The organism is Ruegeria sp. AL11 (genome assembly GCF_056540865.1).
Map to the genome: position 1 here is coordinate 17180 of NZ_JBQFXO010000019.1, position 20264 is coordinate 37443.

Annotated in this window: 18 protein-coding genes; 6 read left to right on the forward strand and 12 right to left on the reverse strand. The window is 59.6% G+C overall.

The window, feature by feature from the left end:
• Window positions 1–14 precede the first annotated feature (14 nt).
• Window positions 15–605 carry an HD domain-containing protein gene (locus ACR0IP_RS22330; protein WP_170668102.1) on the forward strand — a complete coding sequence of 197 codons (591 nt, stop codon included), beginning with the start codon at window positions 15–17 and terminating at the stop codon, window positions 603–605.
• On the opposite strand, the gene speB is transcribed toward ACR0IP_RS22330, so the two are convergent.
• From speB to ACR0IP_RS22380, 10 genes are all read right to left on the reverse strand, one after another.
• On the reverse strand, window positions 602–1444 hold the full coding sequence (gene speB, locus ACR0IP_RS22335) for an agmatinase (protein WP_480528055.1): 843 nt from the start codon (window positions 1442–1444) through the stop codon (window positions 602–604). The two genes, ACR0IP_RS22330 and speB, sit on opposite strands and share 4 nt — an antisense overlap.
• Window positions 1441–2610: a carboxynorspermidine decarboxylase gene (gene nspC / locus ACR0IP_RS22340; RefSeq protein WP_480528057.1), complete on the reverse strand. Its 1170-nt coding sequence runs from the start codon at window positions 2608–2610 to the stop codon at window positions 1441–1443. Before nspC ends, speB begins: the two co-directional genes overlap by 4 nt.
• 84 nt (window positions 2611–2694) lie before the next feature.
• Entirely contained in the window at window positions 2695–3906 is a 1212-nt protein-coding gene (locus ACR0IP_RS22345; protein WP_480528059.1) for a saccharopine dehydrogenase family protein, read from the reverse strand.
• A 14-nt stretch (window positions 3907–3920) separates the two neighbouring features.
• Window positions 3921–5810, reverse strand: a complete 1890-nt coding sequence (speA, locus tag ACR0IP_RS22350) for a biosynthetic arginine decarboxylase (protein ID WP_480528061.1) — start codon at window positions 5808–5810, stop codon at window positions 3921–3923.
• Window positions 5811–5911: 101 nt separating this feature from the next.
• Window positions 5912–6997 (reverse strand): DUF1513 domain-containing protein, encoded by a 1086-nt coding sequence (locus tag ACR0IP_RS22355; protein ID WP_480528063.1) that lies wholly within the window; start codon window positions 6995–6997, stop codon window positions 5912–5914.
• 3 nt (window positions 6998–7000) lie between these two features.
• Window positions 7001–8011: an imelysin family protein gene (locus ACR0IP_RS22360; RefSeq protein WP_480528065.1), complete on the reverse strand. Its 1011-nt coding sequence runs from the start codon at window positions 8009–8011 to the stop codon at window positions 7001–7003.
• 3 nt (window positions 8012–8014) lie between these two features.
• Window positions 8015–9562, reverse strand: a complete 1548-nt coding sequence (locus ACR0IP_RS22365; protein WP_480528067.1) for a di-heme oxidoreductase family protein — start codon at window positions 9560–9562, stop codon at window positions 8015–8017.
• Window positions 9522–10007, reverse strand: a complete 486-nt coding sequence (gene bfr / locus ACR0IP_RS22370; protein WP_170468502.1) for a bacterioferritin — start codon at window positions 10005–10007, stop codon at window positions 9522–9524. The genes ACR0IP_RS22365 and bfr overlap by 41 nt, the downstream gene beginning before the upstream one ends.
• Window positions 9955–10248: a (2Fe-2S)-binding protein gene (locus ACR0IP_RS22375; protein ID WP_170468500.1), complete on the reverse strand. Its 294-nt coding sequence runs from the start codon at window positions 10246–10248 to the stop codon at window positions 9955–9957. The genes bfr and ACR0IP_RS22375 overlap by 53 nt, the downstream gene beginning before the upstream one ends.
• Before the next feature lie 126 nt (window positions 10249–10374).
• Window positions 10375–11646, reverse strand: a complete 1272-nt coding sequence (locus ACR0IP_RS22380) for an imelysin family protein (protein WP_480528075.1) — start codon at window positions 11644–11646, stop codon at window positions 10375–10377.
• Window positions 11647–11883: 237 nt separating this feature from the next.
• Here ACR0IP_RS22380 and ACR0IP_RS22385 point away from each other — a divergent pair, with 237 nt between their 5' ends.
• The gene (locus tag ACR0IP_RS22385) at window positions 11884–12423 is read left to right on the forward strand and encodes a ZrgA family zinc uptake protein (protein ID WP_170718448.1); all 540 of its coding nucleotides are present in this window, start codon (window positions 11884–11886) and stop codon (window positions 12421–12423) included.
• A 378-nt stretch (window positions 12424–12801) separates the two neighbouring features.
• Here ACR0IP_RS22385 and ACR0IP_RS22390 read toward each other — a convergent pair whose 3' ends face one another.
• Window positions 12802–13752, reverse strand: a complete 951-nt coding sequence (locus ACR0IP_RS22390; RefSeq protein WP_170380568.1) for a GlxA family transcriptional regulator — start codon at window positions 13750–13752, stop codon at window positions 12802–12804.
• A gap of 163 nt (window positions 13753–13915) precedes the next feature.
• Here ACR0IP_RS22390 and ACR0IP_RS22395 point away from each other — a divergent pair, with 163 nt between their 5' ends.
• From ACR0IP_RS22395 to ACR0IP_RS22410, 4 genes are read left to right on the forward strand one after another with little or no spacing between them, the layout of a single operon-like run.
• Window positions 13916–14626, forward strand: coding sequence for a GntR family transcriptional regulator (locus ACR0IP_RS22395; RefSeq protein ID WP_170693059.1), 711 nt, complete (start codon window positions 13916–13918; stop codon window positions 14624–14626).
• A gap of 7 nt (window positions 14627–14633) precedes the next feature.
• Window positions 14634–15563, forward strand: coding sequence for a dihydrodipicolinate synthase family protein (locus ACR0IP_RS22400; protein ID WP_170767994.1), 930 nt, complete (start codon window positions 14634–14636; stop codon window positions 15561–15563).
• A gap of 3 nt (window positions 15564–15566) precedes the next feature.
• The gene (locus ACR0IP_RS22405; RefSeq protein ID WP_170642168.1) at window positions 15567–17063 is read left to right on the forward strand and encodes an aldehyde dehydrogenase; all 1497 of its coding nucleotides are present in this window, start codon (window positions 15567–15569) and stop codon (window positions 17061–17063) included.
• A complete protein-coding gene (locus ACR0IP_RS22410) occupies window positions 17060–18400 on the forward strand; it encodes an NAD(P)/FAD-dependent oxidoreductase (RefSeq protein WP_480528071.1) in 1341 nt (446 codons plus the stop codon). Before ACR0IP_RS22405 ends, ACR0IP_RS22410 begins: the two co-directional genes overlap by 4 nt.
• Before the next feature lie 134 nt (window positions 18401–18534).
• Here ACR0IP_RS22410 and ACR0IP_RS22415 read toward each other — a convergent pair whose 3' ends face one another.
• Complete coding sequence (locus ACR0IP_RS22415) at window positions 18535–20082, reverse strand: trimethylamine methyltransferase family protein (protein WP_480528073.1); 1548 nt, start codon at window positions 20080–20082, stop codon at window positions 18535–18537.
• Window positions 20083–20264 lie beyond the last annotated feature (182 nt).

Consider the following 20264-nt stretch of genomic DNA (forward strand, 5'->3'; position numbering starts at 1 on the left):
ACAAAGGACATGCCATGCTGGACAAAAGCCACAAGCCGACCTGGACCAGTTTTGAAGAGGCCACAAAAGCCGATTGGGACGCCGTTATGGACTATGAAGAGGCCTACAATGCCGCCCTGCCAGACCGAATTCTGGATGCGATCCGTTCCTTGGATGAGGAGTGGACGCCGTATCCGGTGAACCGCTACCAACATTCTCTGCAGGCCGCGACGCGGGCCTATGAAGATGGCGCGGATGAGGAGCTTGTGGTCGCCGCGCTGATCCATGACACGGGCGATATCCTGTCGCCATACAACCATGGTGAGCTTTCAGCGGCCATGATGAAGCCCTATGTCAGCGAGAAAACCCATTGGATTCTCAAGCATCATTGTGTGTTTCAGGGCTACTACTACAACCACCATCTTGGCGGAGACCGCAACGCGCGCGACAAGTATCGCGACAGCCCCTATTGGGAGGACTGCCGCTATTTCTGCCATGAATACGATCAGAAGGCGTTTGACCCGGACTATCCGACCAAACCGCTGGAGTTTTTCGAGCCCATGCTACGCCGCGTGTTGAACAAGGGCGAAGGGCACATGGAGCTGAACGAAACCTCAGAGAGTTAACAGGCCGCCATCAGGCGATAGACGATCTGAGCTGCAGTGAAATCCCAGGCGGCATTGCCGTCGGGGGCCAGTTCGACAACGTCGAAGCCCACGCATTTGCGGCCTTTGAGGGCGTGCTCGACCAGCCGCAGCGCCTGATAGTATCCCAAACCGCCCGGTACGGGTGTTCCTGTGGCGGGCATTTGGGACGGGTCCAAACCGTCCACGTCAAAGCTGACATAAACCAACTCAGGGAAGTCCTCGGGTAGGTCGACGGCGTGGATATTGCCGGTGACCAGTTCCTCGGCGTCGAAGTGGAAGACATGGTTTTTCAGACGGCTTTGGGCCTCTTCGGTTGAGAATGCACGCACGCCGAATTGCGCCAGACGGACGCCCTCTTCGGTCAGCAGGTGCATGACCGAGGCGTGGGAGTGTTTCTCGCCCTGATACGCGTTGCGCAAATCGGCATGGGCGTCGATCTGCACGATCCCAACAGGCTGGTTCAGCGCCCGCGCCACGCCCATCACCGCGCCGTAGCTGAGGGAATGCTCTCCACCTAGGGTCACGGGCACCTTGCCCGCACGAATGGCGGCTTCGGTCCGTTGGGCGAGGCGTTCCATCACCTCGGGCAAGGGGCCGTCACAATCCAGCGGGGCTTCGGTATAGATTCCCTCGACGCAGGGTTCTGCATGGCCGGTGATGCGCTCCAGCTCATTGCTGGCCTCGATTATGGCTTCGGGGCCTTTGGCGGTGCCAGAGCCGTAAGAAACCGTGCATTCCAGCGGAACCGGGATCACGCGAAAGCGCGCGTCTTCAGATCGCTCAGCGGCGGTCAGTTCACTGTCGAGGAAAATGCTCATGAGAGGCGGTCCTTAAAGTCGTGATAACCGAACTGTTTGATGATCTTCAGCTCGTCCGTTTCGCTGTTCCACAGGGCGATGGTCGGCAGGGGAACACCGTTGAAGGTATTTGTCTTGACCATCGAGTAATGTGCCTGATCGAGGAAGGCAAAGCGTTGCCCGACCTCCAGCGGCTGATCCCACGTGTAGTCGCCAATCACGTCGCCTGCCAGGCAGGAGGGTCCGCCGAGGCGATAGGTGTGGCCCGCCTCGGCCTCGTCCATCAGGGCGGGGCGATAGGGGGCCTCGATCACGTCGGGCATGTGGCAGGTGGCCGAGATATCGGTGATCGCAAGGGTCATACCATTGGTGGGCAGGTCGAGGATTTCTCCGACCAGAATACCCGCGTCCAGCGCGACGGCCTCCCCGGGTTCGAGGTAGAGGTCGACATTGTATTTCGCGCGGATGGACTTGATGAATTCCACCAGCCCGTCACGGTCATAGTCATCGCGCGTGATGTGGTGGCCGCCTCCGAAGTTCAGCCATTTGAGCTGACCGAGGAAAGGTTTGAGTTTCGGCTCAACAGCAGCCCATGTGCGTTGCAGGGGTTCGAATCCCTGTTCGCAGAGCGTGTGCATGTGCAGGCCGTCTACTCCGATCAGAGTGTCTTCGGACAGTTGGCTTACGGGTGTCCCGAGGCGCGAACAGGGGGCGCAGGGATCGTACTTGGGAATCTCTCCTTCGGAGTGTTCCGGATTGATGCGCAGGCCGATCTGCACATTGGCCGCTTGGGCTTTGGCGAGGAAACGGTCTTTTTGAGCGGGCGAGTTGAAGATGATGTGGTCGGACAGCGACAGGATCTCATCGATATCCGCATCCTTGTACCCGGCGCAGAAGGTTGCGACTTCGCCACCGTATTCCTCGCGGCCCAGCCGGGCCTCAAAAATGCCGGAGGCGCAGGTGCCGCCGAGGTGTTCGCGCACCAGCGGGGCCAGCGAGAACATAGAAAACGCCTTGAGCGCGCTAAGGACATGTGCGCCAGAGCGGGTACCGATTTCGGAGAGGACGGTCAGGTTCCGCTCAACCGCTTTTTCGTCGACCACGAAGCAGGGTGTGGGGACGCGGCTGAGGTCGAAGTTGCGGAAGGCACCGGCGTCACCGGCTTGGGTTGTCATCATGTCGGACATGTCAGGCGTCTCCGATTGTGGAGAGGCCGGGGGGCCAGCCCCCCGGACCCCCCGGGATATTTTTGGCCAGATGAAGTTCCGGATCTAGAACTCGATGGGGCCGTCGAGTTCGTGCACCTGCCATGGGAGGCCTTGGGTGTTCAGCATGTCCATGAAGTCGTCCGGGTCGAGCTGTTCCATGTTCCACACGCCCGGCTCGCGCCAGTTGCCTTTCAGAACCTGAGCCGCACCGATCATTGCTGGGACGCCGGTGGTGTAGCTGACGGCCTGAGAACCGACCTCGGCGTAGCATTCCTCGTGGTCGCAGATGTTGTAGATGTAGTAGGTCTTTTCGCCCGAGCCGTCCTTGGCCTGACCCGTGGCGATGTCGCCGATGCAGGCTTTGCCCTTGGTTTCCGCGCCCAGATCGCCGGGGTCAGGCAGCAGGGTTTTCAGGAACTGGATCGGGATGATTTCCTTACCGTCATGCATCACCGGATCGATGCGGGTCATGCCCACGTTTTCCAGCACCTTGGCGTGCATGATGTACGCGTCACCGAAGGTCATCCAGAAGCGGGCGCGCTCGATCTCGGGGAAGTGGGTGCTGAGCGACTCCAGTTCCTCGTGATACATCAGGTACATGTTCTTGGGGCCAATGGCGGGGAAGTCGAACTCGACCTTGTGGGTCATGGCAGGGGAGTGTTTCCACTCCCCACCTTCCCAGTGGCGGACCTCGGCCAGCACTTCGCGCAGGTTAATCTCTGGGTTGAAGTTGGTTGCGAATTCCTGATCGTTGCTGCCGCCATTGGCGTCCAGTACGTCGATCTGGCGGATTGTGTCCAGCTTATGTTTTTTGAGCCATTTGGCAAACACGCTGGTTACACCCGGATCGAAGCCCGAGCCGAGGATGGCGGTCAGGCCGGCCGCTTTGAAGCGCTCTTGATAGGCCCATTGCCAGTGGTATTCGAACTTGGCCTCGTCTTCGGGTTCATAGTTCGCGGTGTCGAGGTAGTGGATGCCGGCCTCAAGGCACGCGTCCATCAAAACCAGATCCTGATAGGGCAGGGCGAGGTTTACCAGAATCTCGGCCCCGGTTTCCTTTATCAGCTTGACCGTGTCTTCGACCTTGTAGGCGTCCAGTTCGGCGGTCTTGACCTCGACTCCAACGCGGTCTTTAACGGCTGCTGCGATGGCATCGCATTTTGACTTCGTGCGGCTGGCCAGTGTGATCTCGGTAAAAATGTCCGAGTTCATCGCCATCTTATGCACGGCTGCGTGGGATACGCCGCCTGCGCCGACAACCAGTGTTTTGCCCATGGTGTGTCTCCTTCTTATTCGTAGTAGGTGTAGCCGTTTATGGAGTCGCGATAGGCGCTCATCAGGGTTTTGCGGTCCTTGGCTTGCAGAGTACCGGTCGAGATCGCCTCGTCCACCATTTTGCGGAAGGCGGCGACGCAGTCTTGGGGGTCGAATTCGACGTAAGACAGGACCTGGCTGATCGTGTCGCCCTCTTGTTCGTGCAGCAAGTCGAACCCGCCATCTGCCCGCAGGTCGATGGTGACGACATTTGTGTCTCCGAATAGGTTGTGCAAGTCGCCGAGTGTTTCCTGATAGGCGCCGACGAAGAAGACGCCCATGAAGTACTCGCCTTCATCCGGCAAAGAATGTACCGGCAGGCTGGGTGAGACACCGTCGGCCAAAATGAACTGATCGATCTTGCCGTCGCTGTCGCAGGTTATGTCAGACAGCACGGCGCGTCGGTCAGGCGTTGTATTCAATCCCTGCAGAGGCACGATCGGGTGCAGTTGGTCAATGGCCCAGACATCGGGCAGGGATTGGAACAGCGAGAAGTTGCAGTGGTAGATATCGGCCACTTTCTCAAGCTGGTCGTCCACATCCGTTTCCAGATCGTCGCTGGCCGCCAACGCCTTGAGGCGGGCCATCAGCGACAGATAGATACGCTCAGCCCGGGCCATCTGGCGCAGGTCTACGTAACCACGGCGGAACAGGGCGCGCAGCTCATTGCGGTAGAAAGTCGCGTCGTTCCAGCATTCCTGCAGACGGTCTTTGCTGAGATAGCCATTGATCGCGGCAAGGTCCGAGACCAGATGGTTGTCATCAGGCTCCACATCCGGTGCGGTGGGCGCATCGTAAAGCGTGGTTTCCAGCACGTTGAACACCAGCATGGATGAGGTCGCCACTACGGCGCGGCCGCTTTCGGTGACCAATGTTGGGTGCGCAATCTCGGCCTCGTCCATGGCATAGGCGACGGTTTCAACCACGTTGCTGCAATATTCCTCGACCGTGTAGTTGATCGAGTTCTCAGCGGCCTTCTTCTCGCCCGTATAGTCCACACCCATGCCGCCGCCGAGGTCAAGATGGGTCAGCGGTACGCCTTCGCGGGTCAACTCGGTGTAGTAGCGACAGGCCTCACCCACGGCGCGGCGGACGTCGTTCACGTCCTGCACCTGGCTGCCCAGATGCGAGTGCTGCAACTTCAGGCAATGCAAAAGACCCGCCTCGCGCAGTTTGTCCACTGTAGCTACCAACTGGTCGGTGTTCATGCCAAAGGCCGAGCGATCGCCCGAGCTTTCTTCCCACTTGCCGCTGATCTGGTTGGTCAGCTTCACCCGCACGCCGATCAGAGGTTCGATACCGAGTTCCCTGTAGACCTCAATCACCGTATCCGCCTCTTTCGGGCTTTCCAGCACGATGACCGTATTAAACCCGATCTTGCGGGAGAGGATCGCCAGTTGGATGAACTCGGCATCCTTGACGCCGTTGCAGACGATCAGTGCCTCGGGGGCCAGCCGGTGGGCCAAAGCCACGACCAGTTCGGGCTTTGATCCGGCCTCGAGGCCATAGTTGTATTTCTTACCGAACTCGACGATGCGATCTACCACCTGCGCCTGCTGGTTCACCTTGATCGGAAACACGCCACGATAGGGGCCTTTGTAGCCCACCCGCGCGATGGCGTCGGCAAAGCTCTCGTTCAGATGGGCGATCTCATGTTCCAGATACGAACTGACTCGCAGCAGCATCGGTGCCTTAATCCCCCGGTCATCCAGATCGCTTAGGATACCGGGTAGGCTGATCGCCGCCGTGTCCGGAGACATCGGATTGCGCAGACCGATCTCGCCCTGCTCCGTCACCTCGATGAGGTCTTTGCCCCATTTCTCAACCCCGTAGATGGAATGCGGTGCGTCGGGCGTCTGTTTCAATCAAGTCAGTCCTTAACTCAGAGGTGCCGGGTTCGCGCCCGCCAATACGGCAGCATTTTGATTCGTCCAAGTGTAAACTATGTGACAGGGATTGCCGAACGTTACGCGTGCGAGCGGATCGGGATCAGGTGGTTGTCCCATTGGCAATCGGGGCGGGCTAGAACCCGTGCGTTCTGCCAGTTTACACTGCCAAACGTGCCTGTGCCGGTGGTAAAGACCAACCCGTCCGGACCTGCGCCCAGACCGCAGACATCCTCTAGCGCGAAGGCATTCGTGAAGCTGCGACCTGCTACGTCGAAAAGATGCAGTGCGTTTCCCCGTGGGCAGGTTATGGCGACCTCGGCGCCACTGGCCGAGAAGGCGATGCTGCCAGCGTATCCTTGCAAGGTGTTTTGGAGGTCTTCTGGTGCGGACAGAAGTTGCGGCGGCGCGCCCCGACGGTGCAGGCCCAACAATGGCGGGTGCTTGGTCTGGCTGCCCTGCCACTGCATCGCGAACCCCACCAGCCCGTCGTTGCGCACGCTGAGGTGGCGGATGGAGTTCTTGTGCAGGGCGTTTGGCAACTCGACCCGTTCAAGCAGGTTCCCGGACAGGTCCAGATAGGTCAAGTTCGGCTGCATGACGGGTAGGTTCAGCTTGGTCCGCCCAGTCTCGGGGTGGGTTTCGATCCCGCCATTGGCGATCACAAGGCTCTTGCCATCCGGCATCAGGCGCATGTCATGCGGACCAACACCGCCCGACGAAAACTCTCCCTGACGTTCAAAGCTGGTGGCATCCCATAGGCTGATACGGCCTTCGCCAGCCTCATAGTCGTTTTCGGTGGCAAAGAACCGGGTGCCGTCTGCTGTGAACGTGCCGTGACCGAAGAAATGCCGCCTCTCGGGGGCCTGTAGCCGTGCAAGCTCCCGCCCGTTTGCGCAGTCTATAACCAGCGCAAACGTGCCGGGACGACGGGCAAAGGCCACGGCCTGCGCCCTGCGGGGATGCGCGGCGGCGGCGTGGCCCCTCGCGGGCAGAGGCAGTGAGAACAGGATGTCTCCGCCTTCATCCAGACCGGCCAGACGGAACGAGCCATCCGGAAACAGCCCGGCGGCCAGAAAAGCAGGCGACCCGACCGATGCCCACCCGGTTGCGGGCGCAAGGCTTGCAGCCGCGAGACCGGCTAGGAAATGGCGGCGGTTGGTCATGGTTCAATCCCCGTCGAGAGAGTTGAACCCGGCACTGATGCCGAGGGTTGGGCCAAGCTCGGTCGTGGCGATGGTGCGGATGTCATTCACCGCCTGTTGCAGCGCTTCGACCCGGAACCGGCCTGCGGGATCGGCCACGCCAGCGAAGGCGGGATCGTCGATGGACCGGGCGTTTTTAATTACGCGGTTGAAGGCCACGTCCAGATCCTGCGCGATCTCGGGATGGTCGGCGGACAACCGCGCTGCAAGGTCCCGCAGGGCAATCAAGGACAGCTCGACATGACGCAAGGCGCGTTCGGAGCGGCGGGCTTCGGCTCTGTTGGGGCGGGGGCGGTCGAACGTGCCAAGGGGTCGGCCCAATCGGGTTTCGGCAGTGAATTGCAACCCGGTTGAGAGCGCTTTGAACAGCTCCTGCATCGCCTCATCCTGCGTGCGGTACGGGCTGTCGCCCCCCGGCTGTTCCAGCTTCACCGCATAGCTTAGCCATTCTTCCGCCATCGCATCGGCATTGGCGTCGATATCCGCCGTGATGGCCCGGATCAGCGCACATCGGTATTCGGCACTGCCCTGATCGGCAAATTTGGGATCGTACAGCATCTGTTCAAGCGCAAAAAAACCACGCCCAGCGACCGAGGTTTCGGCATATGCGGCCGTGTCATTTACCGCAGGGTCTTCGGCAGCGATATGCTTTAACAGGGCCTTGGGCGTGAACCCTTTCGTATCTGGCCAAAAAGCCATGGCGAAGGCGCGGTCGTTGGCCTCGGTGGGGCCAAAGCGTAGATGGCTGGCGGATATCCACGCGTCAAAGGCGGTGCCATAGGCAGTACGCAGAGCCTCTGACTGCGGAGCGCAATCGGATTGGGACGATGCGGCCAAAGCCTTGGTCGCGTCTGCCAATTCAGCAAAGCGCGGCAATATATGCGCGGCAGGCACATCCGTCAGGATCGCGGCACGATCTTGGGCTGAGACGGCCAGAGGGGCGACTAGGGCAATGGCAAAAGCAAACAGGCGCATGAGTCAAAGACTTTCAAGAAAACGGATAAGGGCGTCGCGGTCGGCTTTGGGCATGGTCACGACAGTGTCAAGGGCGGATTGCGCCTCGCCCCCGTGCCAGAGCACAGCCTCCAGCAGGGTGCGGGCGCGCCCGTCATGCAGGAATTTGGTATGGCCGGACACACGGCGGGTCAGGCCAATCCCCCAAAGGGGTGGCGTGCGCCATTCGCGGCCTGAGGCGCGGGCTTCGGGGCGGTTGTCAGCCAAGCCTTCGCCCATGTCATGCAGCAGCAGGTCGGTATAGGGCCAGATCAGCTGAAAACTGTGCTCGGGCCGGTCCTCCAAGCGGTGGGTGACATGGGCTGGCGTGTGACAGGCGGCGCAGCCTGTGGTGTGGAACACCTCTTTCCCGCGCAGCACTTGCGGGTCATCCACATCCCGGCGACCCGGGACGCCCAGATTGCGGCTGTAAAAGGCCACGAGGTCCATACCGACCTGATCAACCTCAAAGACGCGCACATCGCCGTCGCCGTGGGGGGCCTTCACGCAATTGCGCTGCGCATCGGTGCAATCTCCGTAAGGGGCCGGAAACAGCGGGGTCGAGATACCGATATCCCCTGCAAACGCCGCAGCCGATTGCTCCATGACCGTGGGCATACCGGCTTTGTGGCCAAAGCGGCCCATCATCGGGGCGTCAAACTCGGTCGACCAGACAATGTTCGCGCGGCCCGAGATGCCATCGCCATCCGCATCATCGGGGTCGGCATTGGCCAGCAAGTCTTCGACCGGGATCGCCTCAAGCAGACCGAGGCCGATCATCTGCGGCGCAACGCGCGGGCTAAGCATGGCGTCGGGGTGCAACGGGCCGTATCCCAGATCGGCAGCCGTGTAGGTGGGACGGCGGAGCGAGGCGGTTTCACCCTCTGACAGCGCAACCGGGATCTCTTCGTAGGTAACCTCTAAACGGTATTCTGCAGGATGCCCGGCCAGCGCGAAATCCTGCATCTGGCCGCCATAGTTAGGCTCGGGCAGGGTAGCGAGATAGTCTTCGATCCCTTCCGGCGCGTCCTGAGGGCTGCCGGGAATGGACACGCGCAGGAACATCGAGATGGCGTTGTCATCCGGCCCGTTCGGTGTATGCCCGCGCCCATCCTTGATGTGACAGCGCTGGCATGAACGCGCGTTGTACAGCGGCCCAAGGCCATCAGACGCGAGAGTCGAGGACGGCGACGAGACCCAGATCTTCTTGAACAATCCGTTGCCGACCTTGAAGTCCAGCTCTTGTTCAAAGCTCAGATTCTTTGACGGTTGCGAAAACGCATCCGCGTTGTTGCGCACACGCACGGTTGCGGCCCCGGCAGGCAACTCTTCGAACCTTTGCGGCGCGCTAAAATCCTGCGGCGGTGCAATGACACCGGCAATGCGGGCGCGTTCGTCTTCGGTACGTGGGGTGATGTTGAGGTGAAGGTCCCTCAGCTCGGCTGACAGGGAAGGGGTGGCCGCAGTTGCGACCACCAAGAGGGCGAGAATACTATTCTTCGGCGTCCATTTTCGCGGCGTTGAGTTGCGCATAATTGGCGTCGCCAATCCGTTCGTACAGATCGAGTTGCGTCTCGAGGAAGTCGATATGACCTTCTTCATCGCTGATCAGTTCCTCGAAGAGCGACATTGAGACGTAGTCGCCAGCCTCGCGGCAATATTCCCGCGCTTCGACATACAGTGCGCGGGCGTCGTGTTCGGCGGCCAGATCGCATTCCAGCGTTTCCTTGGGGTTCTGCCCGATCCGTAGAGGATCGAGCTTTTGCAGGTTCGGGTGGCCTTCCAGAAAGATGATCCGTTCGATCAGCTTGTCCGCATGACCCATCTCTTCGATGCTTTCTTCGCGGCTTTTCTTGGCCATGTGGACTAGGCCCCAGTCCTCCTGAAGCCGGTAGTGCAGCCAATATTGGCTGACGGCCGTCAGCTCATGCCGCAGGGATTTGTTGAGATACTCTATGACCTTGGGATCGCCCTTCATCTGCCTTCTCCTGTGATAGGCCGGTGCGTAACGCACGCAGCTGCATGGGTACTTCCAGATTATCGTCGGTTCGCATCGTGTCTAGGAAAAGCGGCATGCATCCGCCACAGTCGGCAGATTTCCCGAGCGCGTGGTAGATCTTGCCCGGGGTAATGATTGCTTGCGGGTCAGAGGTCCGCATCCAGTCGATGGCGGCCCGAATGTCGTGGTCGGAGATGTTTGTGCAGTGGCAGACGATCATGGCGAATCGAGGCTCGTTGATTTTCCTACTAATTTAGTAAGGTAATTCCTTCAAGTCCAGTCACATTGTGGTGGTCGGGTTGCCGGAGGCGCCGTTTCGCCGACGCCTCTGGCCCCTTTTATGCGTCTAGTGGAAAACCGCGTCAGGGTTGTCCAAGCTGTCCGATCCTTCGAACTCGATACCATCGAGGTCGAGGGTCGATACGATACGCTCGATGGTTTTGGTCTGGTCGACCAAACCGTTGACCCCATTCATGATCAGCGCTTCGCCACCGGCGTTGCCGCGCTCCAGCATCTGGTCATAGGCGAAACCGGCCTCGGCGGTCGATTTGATCCGGCCCAGAGCTTGCATCGTGGTCGACAGCTTGGCTTTCATCTCGGTGTCAAGCGCCGGATCAGCGGCCATCACCAGATTCGACAGCGAGGCGCCCGAGATCGGGGTACCATCGATCCGGGTGTAGCTGCCCAGATAGACGTTCTGGATGCCAAGGCCATCATAGTAGTGGCTGTTGTGGGTGTTGTCGGCAAAGCAATCATGCTCTTCCTCAGGGTCGTTCAGCATTAGTCCCAGACGCATACGCTCACCAGCCTGTTCACCGTAGGACAGCGAACCCATGCCGGTCAGAATGGCGCTGATGCCAGCGGATTCGTTCTCGGACAGGGCGGCGCGTGCATCACCACCTTCGGCCCATTGTGCTGTCATCCATTCCAGATCGCTGATCAGCAGGTCGGTTGCGGCGCTCAGGTATTGCGCGCGGCGGTCGCAGTTGCCGTTGGTGCAGTCGTCGCCTTTAGCATAATCGGTTGCAGGGCGGTTGCCTGCGCCCGCGCCGTGACCGTTCAGGTCCTGCCCCCAAAGCAGGAATTCGATGGCGTGGTAGCCGGTGGCGACGTTGGCCTCGATCCCGTCGGCTTCGTGCAGAGTGTCTGCCAGCAGTTCAGGGGTGATCTCGGTCGCATCAATCGCGGTTCCCGAAAGCTCGAAGTTCGGGTTTGCGATGACGTTGAGAACGGCGAATTCGTTCTCGTCAGTGGCGCCGCCGTAGGAGGCGTCGACATAGTCGATCAGGCCTTCGTCCAGTGGCCAAGCGTTCACTTTGCCTTCCCAGTCATCGACGATGGCGTTGCCAAAGCGGTAGACCTCGGTCTGCTGATAGGGGACGCGGGCAGCAATCCAGGCCGCGCGGGCGGCATTCAACGTGGCGTCCGACGGGTAGGCTATCAGTGCGTTGACGGCGTTTTGCAGCGCTTTGGCGGCGATCAGGCTGTCATCATATTTGGCTTCTGCAATATCGGCGTAAGTGTCCAGCACGTCCGCTTTTGCAAGGGCGTCACCGGCCGATGCGGCGGTGGCCACGCATAGGGTCAGAGTGCTGGCGGCAGCAAAGAATTTCGTCATTGGGTTCAGGTCTTTCATGTCAGAAATCTCGTTCAGGTGCGTCCAAAAGGGGCTGCACTTGCACGCGTATAGCTGAGTGAAATAGTCGACAATGTCAACCTGAGTTTTATTGTCGGATTTACTGCATGGGCGCTACATCCCCATATCTGGTGGGTCTGATACACGCCGTCGCGATTGCGCCATGTTCGTATAAAGTTAGACTAATCCATGTGATTCTATTGCGAGTGGTGTGAGTTCATGAAGTGGTTGAGTGCTTCGATCGGTTTGTGTGCAGTAACCGTCCAGGCATGGGCAGGGGATCAGGTTCCCGCGCAGAGTGCTGTTGCGGGGTCATTGGATATTTCCTTTGAGGAAACTCAGTTCAGCGTGTCGTTAGCGGTTCCGAGCGAGGATATTTTGGGGTTCGACCATCGCGCAGCAGATGACGCGGATCGGTCCGCGATCGCGGATGCCATTTCGTCCTTGTCAAAGCCGTTAACCCTTTTTGTTGTCCCTGAACAGGCTGGGTGCGCCACGGCATCGGCCAATGTGTCTTTGACGGGCGAAGGGCTGGGGTCGGATGCAGACGCGGTGGGCGCGCCCGAGTTTCTGGCCGAGTATGTTATTCAGTGTTCGGACATGGCCGCTCTGGATATGATCGAATTCGCGTATTTTGAGCGTTTTGATCAAGTTTCGACGCTCGATATCACCGCATCGTCGCAGGGTGTTACGCGGCGCGTCCATGTGACCTCGCAATCGCCGGTCCTTGATGTCTCGGCTTTGCAAGGCTCGGACTAACACTGCCTCCACGCTTATCGAAAAAGGTTTCGGCAGGATGGGTCGACCAGCAAAGTAGACAAGCTCGAAAGTCGGATCGGAATCACCTGGGGCCTGAGCGGGTACATGGGTGCTTATGCGTGCACAAAACACTCAACTCTGACCTGGATTCTGATCAAATTCCGCAAAATTAATGTTTGTGTCGGAAAGAAACCAAGATCTGACACGAATTGGCAATAGTTGTGCCAACATTCGTCGGTACCACCACACTATCCTACCGAGGTGTTGACTAGTCCGATTTTAATGAGGGGGTTCTCGAAGGGATCGGGGGATGAGCGTGGATGTGCCCAGTTTCGGGCAGATCAGGATGCTCTCCCCCAGTGGTGGGTTTGCTTGATTTCAGTCAATCTTGTTGCGCTGTGCGTGAGGCGTGACGCCAAAACTCAGGCGAAACACGCGTGAGAAATGGCCGGGATTCTCAAATCCGCATGCCATGGCGACCTCGGTCACAGAAGCCTCGGTTTGCAACAGCAGTTTTTGCGCGCGTTCCAGACGCATCTCCATAAAGTACTTTTTGGGCGAGGTATTCAGGTATTTCCCGAAAAGCCGTTCGAGCTGCCGTGTCGAAATGCCAAGTTCATCGGCAATTGCAGAGGGCGAGACCGGCGTTTCGATGTTGTTGCGCATGACTTCAATCGCTTTGGCCAGATGGATGTTGCGCATGCCGTTTCGCGATTGCAGCGAAACGCGCTGTTTGGCCGTTGCGTTGCGCACGGCGTTGTAAACCATCTGATCGGCCACATCCATGGCCAGCTCGACCCCGTGGTCTCGTTCGATCAAGTGCAACATAAGGTCGGCTGTCGCCGTGCCGCCCGAGGCGGTGATGTGCTTTTCGTCGGCGACGAACACGCTGCGCACTAGGTTCACATCGGGAAAGGCCTCGGTGAAAGCGTCATGGTATTCCCAGTGAATGGCGGCCTGCATTTCGTTCAGAAAACCGGCCTCGGCCAAAAGCCAGGCGCCCGAACAGAGCGCTCCGATCGCAGTCCCTCTTGCCCGTTCACGCCGCAACAAAGCCAGCAGAGGTTTGGAGGCGTGGTTCCGCATGTGGATTCCGGACAGTACAAATATCTGATCGGATTTGGGGAGGTTGTCGAAGCCCCCATGCACCAAAGTCACTGAGCCGTTGGAGCAGACAGCGTGTTCACCATGCTCAGACACAAAAGACCAGCTGTAGAGATCCTGGCCGCTGACGAGGTTCGCGATCCGCAAAGGCTCGACCGCGCAGGAAAACGCGAGGTGCGAGAACTCCTCGATCAGAATGAAGGTGATGTGGCTGGGATCGGGCATGGCGGTCTTTGCGCTTCCGGGCTGCTGGGTGGTTTCGACATTATTCGCAGGTTGCCTATGCTGCACGAAAATAAATTGTATACAAGTTGTATTTTAATCGCATACAACACCCTTGGCCGGGCGATCTCGATTCGCTTAGCGGCTGCGACAAAGGAATGGGCGGATGAAGGACGAGGCGCGCTCGCGCAAATCTGAGCTTGCAGAACACCTCAAGGTCTCGATTCTGACCTTGCGGCTACAACCCGGCGCAGATCTCGATGAGGCGCATCTTTCCGAGGCATTCGGCCTGTCGCGAACCCCGCTGCGCGAAGTGTTCCGGCAACTGGCCGGTGAGGGATATCTGGATCAACGCGCCAACCGCAGCACGCGCGTATCTGAGATGTCGCATACCACGCTGCGGGATTTCTTTCTGGCGGCACCGATGGTGTATGGCGCCATCCTGCGGCTGGCCGCGCGCAACGCTCTGCCAGATCAGATTGACGCTTTGAAGGATGCCCAACGGTCCTTTTGTTCGGCTCTGCAGTCGGGCTCGGCCGAGGATCGCGCGCTGGCCAATAACCGGTTTCACGATGTCACGGGGCAGATGTCCGGCAACGTATATCTTTTGCCGTCGTTCAACCGTCTTTTGATCGACCATGCGCGGATCGGCATGACCTTTTACAGACCGCGCAACACGGGTCTGACCGAAAACCTGTCTGAGGCCAGCCGTCAGCACGACGCCATCATCGCCGCCATCGAGGCGGGCGATGAGGCGGCTGCTGCGCAGCTGGCCGAGGACCACTGGAACCTATCTCGCGATCAGATTGAGCTGTTCGTGATGCCTGATGCGCTGGATGTCCCGATGGGCATCCCGCCTCTTTCGAAACCTGCATGAGGACGGAATGAATCCGATTTTCAAGTTTGAGGGGATCTATACCCCTGTGGTCACGCCCTATCACGAGGATGGCAGCGTGAATTGGGACGCTTTGTCCGACGTGATCGAATACCTGATCGCCAGCGGTGTTCACGGGGTGATCTCAGGCGGCTCGACCGGCGAAAACTATGCCCAGACCGTGGAAGAGCGGCTGGAACTGGCCAAGTTCACGCATGCGCAGTTGAAAGGTCGTCTGCCTATGGTCGTCGGGACCGGAGCGATGCTGACACCGGACTCGATTGCGCTGGCCTCTGGCGCGCGTGAGATCGGAGCAGACTCGATCCTGCTGGCAAGCCCGCCTTATTCGGTGCCCACCGATCGTGAGAATGCGCTGAACGCGCTGGCCATCGACAAGGCCGCTGACCTGCCGGTGATGCTGTACAACTATCCGCACCGTACCGGAACGATGATGGGCGAGGAATTCCTCGACCGTGTGGGCCGTAGCCGGAATTTCTGTGGCATCAAGGAAAGCTCGGGCGATATCAACCGGGTACATCTGCTGGCGCGCGACTACCCGCATATCCAACTGGGATGCGGCATGGACGATCAGGCGCTGGAGTTCTTTGCCTGGGGCGCGCCCTTCTGGGTGTGCGGTGGGTCGAACTTCCTGCCGGAAGAGCATGTGGCGCTGTACAACGCCTGTGTGATCGAAGGTGATTTCGCCAAAGGCCGCAGGATCATGAGCGCGATGATGCCTCTGATGCGGGTGCTGGAGCAGGGCGGCAAGTTCATCCAGACCATTAAACATGGCGTCACCATGAACGGCATTGAGGCGGGCGCAATGCGGGCTCCGCTGAAGGGGCTGAACAAGGATGACAAGCGCGCGCTGGAACAGGTGACGCGCGTGTTGAAGAAAACAATCGCTGATATCGTAGCTGAAAACAAGATTGGGGGCTAAGGCATGGAATTGCTGACACAGGACGAATACAAATCCATCGCCGCAGACCTGACTCTGCCGACCGGAGCATTCATTGACGGCGCGTACCGCCCGGCGATCTCGGGTGAGACATTCGAGACGGTGAACCCCGCGACCGGAGAGAAGCTGGCTGATATAGCCGCTTGTGGCGCCGCGGATGTTGATTTCGCGGTCGAGAAAGCGCGCGAAGCGTTTGACGATGGGCGGTGGTCGAAACTGCACCCCTCGGACCGCAAGGACGTTTTGATACGGCTCTGCAAACTGATGACCCGTAACGCCCGCGAACTGGCTGTGATGGAGAGCATCGACAGCGGCAAGACCATCTATGACTGCGAAACCGTGGACGTGCCTGAAACGATCCACTGTTTGAAATGGCACGCGGAAGCGATCGACAAGATCTACGATCAGGTCTCACCTGCCAGCGATGACCATATCGCCATGGTCGTACGTGAACCGATTGGCGTGGTGGGGCTGGTGCTGCCTTGGAACTTCCCGCTGCTCATGCTGGCCTGGAAAATCGGACCAGCTCTGGCGGCGGGTTGCTCGGTCGTGGTGAAGCCTGCTGTCGAGACCACGCTGACCGCACTTCGTCTGGCTGAACTGGCAATGGAGGCGGGCCTGCCGCGTGGCGTTCTCAACATCGTCCCCGGCGGCGGTGCCGCGGTGGGTGAGCCTATCGGGCGGCATATGGATGTCGACATGGTCTCGTTCACCGGCTCGACTGTGACCGGAAAGCGGTTCCTGACCTACTCGGCGGAAAGCAACGCCAAAGAGGTGGTGCTGGAGATGGGCGGCAAGAACCCCGCCATCGTTATGGACGACGCCGAAAACCTGGATCGCGTGGCCGCGCATATCGTCAATGGTGCGTTCTGGAACATGGGCGAAAACTGCTCGGCCTCGTCACGGCTGATCGTGCACAAGGATGTAAAGGCCGAGTTGCTGGAGCGCATCGCCCATCACGCCAAACAGTGGAACATTGGCGACCCGCTGGACCCGGAAACCCGCATGGGTGCGCTGGTCAGCGAAGGGCACTATAACAAGGTATGTGGCTATCTGGATCAGGTCGAGAATGTGGTGATCGGCGGCAAGGCAGAAAAAGGGTTTGTCGAAGCCACCGTCGTCGAAGTCTCGGGCAATGACGCCACTCTGGCGCGTGAGGAGATCTTTGGCCCCGTCCTGTCGGTGATTGAGGTCTCGGGCTTTGATGAGGCCATCAAGATCGCCAATGATACCGAGTATGGCCTCTGCGCCTCGATCTTCACGGCCAACGCGAAACGCGCGATCCGGGGCGCTCGGGCGATCCGGGCTGGCACCGTCACGGTGAACAGCTTTGGCGAAGGGGATATCACCACGCCCTTTGGCGGCTACAAGCAGTCCGGCTTCGGCGGGCGCGACAACTCCGTCCATGCGCATGATCAGTACACCCAGTTGAAGACTATCTGGATTGATCTGGCCGATGATGCGGATGAGGCCGTCGATTGAGCGCATACTCAGCACGCAAACTGCCAACCCATCGCGGCCCTGCGGCTTGGAGCGCCATCCTCGGCGCCCAGCCGCCCGCGGTGGAGTTGGACAAGGACCTGACGGCTGATGTCGTGGTCGTCGGCGCCGGCTTTGCCGGTTTGTCGGCGGCACGGCGTCTGACGCAATTGGACCCCAAGGCTCGTGTGATCGTGCTTGAAGCAGGTCGCGTGGCCGAAGGGGCCGCAGGGCGAAACTCGGGCTTCATGATCGATCTGCCGCACGACCTGGCATCGGATGACTATGCCGGTGCGGGGGATGACAAGACCATGATCGCGCTCAATCGGCAGGCCATCGCATTCGCTCGGTCCGCAGTTGAGCAATACCAGATCGACCGCAACTTTTTCGACGAAGTGGGCAAGGTCAACGGAGCGTTTGGCGATACGGGCCATGCCCACAATGTCAGTTATGCGCGGCATCTGGAAACCTTGGGCGAAAACAGCGAGATGCTGGACCCCGCGCAGATGCGCGAGCTCACCGGATCACGGCACTATCAATCAGGCCTGTTCACGCCCGGAACGGTCATGCTGCAACCGGCGGGCTATGTTCGTGGTTTGGCTGCTGGGCTGGCCGGGGATGACGTTGCCATTTTCGAAAACTCGCCCGTACTGGGATTTGAAAAAAGCGGTAGCGATTGGGTGGTGCGGACTGGGAAAGGCACCGTCAGCACAGGCAACGTCATCCTGACGGTCAATGGTCATCTGGAAAGCTTCGGGATCGAACGTGACCGGTTGATGCAGCTGTTCCTCTTTGCCTCCATGACGCCCGAGTTGGACGCCCATGCGCTGGCCCTTTTGGGAGGGCAGCCGCGCTGGGGCGTGACGCCCTCGGACCCCATGGGAACGACCATGCGCAGGATCGACACCGGCCAGGGCGGCAATCGCATTGTCACCCGGACCTGCGCGGCGTTGCGGCCAGGCATGGCAGCAACCTCGAGCGATCTGGCACGCGCCGCCAAAGTGATGCAGCGCAAATTTGATCAGCGGTTCCCTCAACTGGCGGGGCTGAGGATGGAGCATCAATGGGCCGGTCACCTGTGCCTCAGCCTCAACGGTGTCTCAGTCGCCCGAGAGATCGAGCCGGGCGTTTACTCCGGTTGCGTTCAGAACGGGCTGGGCACTGCGCGCGGGACCCTGACCGGGATCGCCGCAGCCGAGAGGGTCTGCGGCCACACTTCTAACATCACGGGCTTTTTCGAGGCCGAAGGTGTCCCCAAACGCCTGCCGCCCCAGCCATTCCGTGAAATCGGGGCGAATGCCGTGTTGCGGTGGAAAGAATGGCGCGCGAGGGACGAATGAGTATTGCGGGCTCAACTGAGCCTGCCGCCATTGAGCGGCCTGATACAAGCAAGTTCTCTCGCCTGTTGCGGCTTTGCCGGTTTTGCAAAAAAGGCCCGCCCTGAATGGTGGGCGGGCCAGTAGGGGAGTTGGTATCAGTAGGTCTGGTTCAACTCATCCGCCGCCGGAATTTCCCGTTCCCGGCGCGCGATATAGTCCAGAAGCTCTTCGTTCTTGGCCTCGTCCAGCTTTGGTTCCTGATACTCGGCCAGCAGTTTCTTGGCGTGTTTGAGGGCGCGTTCCGTGATCTCAACGCTGCCTTCGGCCTGCCATTGCTCGATCGAGTTGTTGTCGAACAGCTCCGGCATGAAGAACGCCGTCTGGAAGTTGTCCTGCGTGTGCGGATGGCCCAGATAGTGGCCGCCCGGGCCGACGTCCGGAACGGCGGCCAGTGCCTGATCAAAGTCGCCCCATTTGGGACCTTCCGCCATGCGATAGGCCATGGCGCATTGTTCCGAATCCACGATGAACTTGGCGACCGAGCAATGCATACCGGCCTCGTTCCAGCCCGCCGAGTGCCAGATGTAGTTCGCGCCGGCATGCAGAACCGCGCTGAGCGTCGTGGCGGACTCGTAGCCAGCCTGTGCGTCGAAGGTCTTGGCCCCGCCCAACGTGTTCGAGGTGCGCCAAGGAACATCGTAGAAGCGCGCCATCTGACCGATCATGAAGTTCATCAGGCTGATCTCGGGCGTGCCAGCCATCGGCGCGCCGGATTTCATCGACACGGTCGACAGGTAGTGACCCCAGATCGCGGGCGCTCCTTTGCGGACCACCTGCGTATAGGCCAGCGCTGAAAGCGCCTCGGCCGTCAATTGCGCTACAGTGGCAGGCACGGAGGCAGGCGTGTTTGCACCCCCCAGAACGAAGGGTGAGCAGAGGACTGGCTGATTGCGGCGGCAGAAAGCACGCATCGCGCCCAGCATCGTCTCATCCCAGACCAGAGGGCTGTTGCCGTTGCAGTTGCCGGTGGTCACGGGGTGAGTGTCGATGAACTCATCCCCGAACAGAATCGCGCACATATCCATCACGTCCTCGGCATTCTTGGGCGAGGTGGTCATACCCATGAACATCTTGTCCGAGTATTTCATCGACGAGTAGGTAATGCGCAGGTGGCGCTGGCTGATCGGGTGATCATAAGGCTCGACGATATGGTGGGCCGAACTGTGCAGCGCGGGCATCATATGGCTGAGCTTGTGGAACATCGCCAGATCTTCCAGCAGCGGGTTGCGGCGCACATCGTCCAGATCGCGCAGGAAAGGCGCGCCGGTCATCGGCACAAAAACCGAGTGCTTGCCGCCCAGCTTGACGTTATTGGCCGGGTTCCGCGCGTGATAGGTGAACTGTGCCGGAATGGTCGAGATAAGCTCACGCACCATGTTGCGGTCCAGATAGACCAACTCGCCGTCGACCTTGGCGCCAGCCTTTTTCCAGTCTTCCAGCGCGATCGGGTCGCGGAACTGAACGCCGACATTTTCCAGAATGTCCATGGCGGCATTGTCGATCATCTCGACCTGGCTGCCGTCCATCACCTCGCATTCGGGGATGGCGCGGGTCAGGCCGGGCAGCATTTCAAAGTTCGGAGCTGTGCGTTTTGCACGCCGCGCTGCGCGGCCTCCGGAACGTGATTGGGTTCGAATATTCAAAGGACAATCCTCCATCTTGGAAACCAAAATGACGGATTCGCGGCGCGCCGACCTCTCTGATAGCGATATGTGTTTGCAGGATGCGACACGCAAAAGCGCCGCCCTGTGTTTGGGCGGCGCTTTGATTGTTTGTGTTTTGGTGGGTTTATTCTGCGGCCTGTGGTGCCTCGGCGTGTTTGTCA